This window comes from Mesorhizobium sp. M7A.F.Ca.US.007.01.2.1 (assembly GCF_003998165.1).
In the GTDB taxonomy this organism is placed as follows: Bacteria; Pseudomonadota; Alphaproteobacteria; order Rhizobiales; family Rhizobiaceae; genus Mesorhizobium; species Mesorhizobium ciceri.
The window spans coordinates 1-2,132 of sequence record NZ_RZQP01000435.1; the positions used below are offsets into that span (position 1 = coordinate 1).

The window sequence follows — 2,132 nt, forward strand, 5'->3', positions numbered from 1 at the left end:
CGGCTCCACACCGGTGACCTGTTCCGGACGGACGAGGACGGCTTCCTTTATTTCGTTGGCCGCAAGGACGACATCATCAAGACGCGCGGCGAAAAGGTCGCCCCGAAGGAAGTCGAAACTGTGCTGCACGCCCATCCAGGCATCGTGGAAGCCGTGGTGACCGGCGTGCCGGATCCGGTGCTCGGCCACGCCATTGCCGCCCTCGTCGTTCTCTCGGACGAGACCCTGAGCGAGCGGGACATCATTCGCTACTGCGCCGTTCATCTCGAGGATTTCATGGTGCCGAAGCTCATCGAGTTCCGCCGCGAGTTGCCGAAGACCGATACCGGAAAGGTCAGCCGAAGGCTGGCGGCCGAAACGTTGGGGACTGCAGAATGAACCTCTCCCTCGCCCCGAGCCGTCCCGCCTTCTCGGCCGACGCGCTGACGCTCGACAACGCAGCGGAAACCGATCGCATCGTCGCCGGGTTGCGCGAGCAGCTACGCGGCATGCGCAAGCGCGGGCTCGTGCTCGGCCTCTCTGGCGGCATCGATTCCAGCGTCTCGGTCGCGCTCGCCGCCCGCGCCGTCGGCGCTAAGAACGTCTTCTGCCTGTTCATGCCGGAAAGCGACTCCGATCCCGACAGCCTCCGCCTCGGCCGGCTGGCCGCCGAAACCTTTGGCGTCGAAGCGATCGTGGAGGATATCGGCCCGACGCTGCACGCGATGGGTTGTTATCAGCGGCGGGATACCTTCATCCGCGAGCTGGTGCCGGAATACGGGCCGGGCTGGGCCTCAAAGATCGTCATCGCCAATTCGCTCGCCGGCGAGGGCTACAACATCTCCTCGCTGGTGGTGCAGGACCCCGAAGGCCGGCAGACGAAGCTGCGCATGTCGGCGGCGGTCTATCTCGGCATCGTCGCCGCCACCAACATGAAGCAGCGCACGCGCAAACAGATCGAGTACTATCACGCCGACCGGCTGAATTTCGCCGTGCTCGGCACGCCGAACCGGCTCGAATACGACCAAGGCTTCTTCGTGAAGAATGGCGACGGCGCGGCTGACGTCAAACCGATCGCCCATCTCTACAAGAGCCAGGTCTATGCACTTGCCGCCCATCTCGGCATTCCCGAGGAAATCTGCCGCAGGGCGCCGACGACCGACACCTATTCCCTCGAGCAGACGCAGGAAGAGTTCTACTTCTCCCTGCCCTATGACCGCATGGATATTTGCCTCTTCGGCCTGAATAACGGCCTTTCAGCCGTGGAGGTCGGCGCCGCCGCGGAGCTGACTGCGGTCGAGGTCGAACGCGTCCGGGCCGATATCGCCGCCAAGCGCCGGGCGACGCGCCATCTGCACCTTGGCCCGCAGCTCGTCCGCCCCGTCGAGGAAATCGCCAGCTGAGATTGGCGCGACCATCGGGATTACGTCGCCGCGCGGGCAAATGACGGCCTATTCGAACTGCTCCCCGGCCAAGCGATTCCAGCGCTCGCCGGCCAGCCCGTTGAAGAAGCCTTGCGAGCTCAGAAACGCGTTCACCAGCTCCTCGTCGCGAGAATGCACCACGGTCGAGGCCGGTTGAGTGAAGGCGACCCGCCGGCCCAGCATCGCTGCGAGCAGGGCGGGTTGCGTCCGGCCGCGCAGGCCGGCGGCGCCACGCCGCGCCGCATCGCCAATCAAGCAGTCGACGACGGAACCAGCTTGCCCCGGCAGGGCCAGAACCTGCAGCACGCGCGCCATCCTGCCCGGGCGGGTGTGATAGAGGAAGGCGCCCACCAGCCCCCCGCTGGGGCAGGAGACGGACGCGAACACGGCATCACCATAGTCCGGCTTCTGGGAAGCCTCCGCGAGGATATGCGCAAGCTGCTCGGCACTCCAGTCGGGGCGGAGCGGGAACTGCCGCGTTAACGGGTCCAAAAGAGCCGCAAAACCGGCTTGATCGATTTCGGCTACCTTGAGGCCGCCCTTGCCATTCCAGAGTTCCGGGACCCCGGACCAGCGCATCTCGTTCTCCTGCATCCGTCCGCGAAGATAGCGATCGAGTCCGCGCGCGAGCGGGTCAAGCAAGCGCACGGCGCCGGCTCGCCGCGATGCTAGATCGAGCAGGAAGGCCGAAGGTCGGATGACCCGGATCCAGTCCAGGCTGTATTGCGG

The 2,132-nt window shown here is 65.7% G+C and carries 1 protein-coding gene and 2 pseudogenes; 2 read left to right on the forward strand and 1 reads right to left on the reverse strand.

Going from position 1 to position 2,132, the window contains the following annotated elements:
- Both EN949_RS34790 and nadE read left to right on the forward strand, forming a co-directional pair.
- Positions 1-378, forward strand: a pseudogene (locus EN949_RS34790) (AMP-binding protein); the annotation flags it as partial.
- Positions 375-1,382 carry an NAD(+) synthase gene (gene nadE, locus EN949_RS34795; protein WP_127371969.1) on the forward strand — a complete coding sequence of 336 codons (1,008 nt, stop codon included), beginning with the start codon at positions 375-377 and terminating at the stop codon, positions 1,380-1,382. The pseudogene EN949_RS34790 and the gene nadE, both read left to right, overlap by 4 nt.
- 48 nt (positions 1,383-1,430) lie before the next feature.
- Here the strand turns inward: nadE and EN949_RS34800 are convergent.
- Positions 1,431-2,132 (reverse strand): annotated as a pseudogene (locus EN949_RS34800) (hypothetical protein); the annotation flags it as partial.

What these genes read in the sequence shown, in the direction of transcription:
- nadE (WP_127371969.1), top strand. Translation starts at nt 375, where the DNA reads ATGAACCTCTCCCTCGCCCCGAGCCGTCCCGCCTTCTCGGCCGACGCG.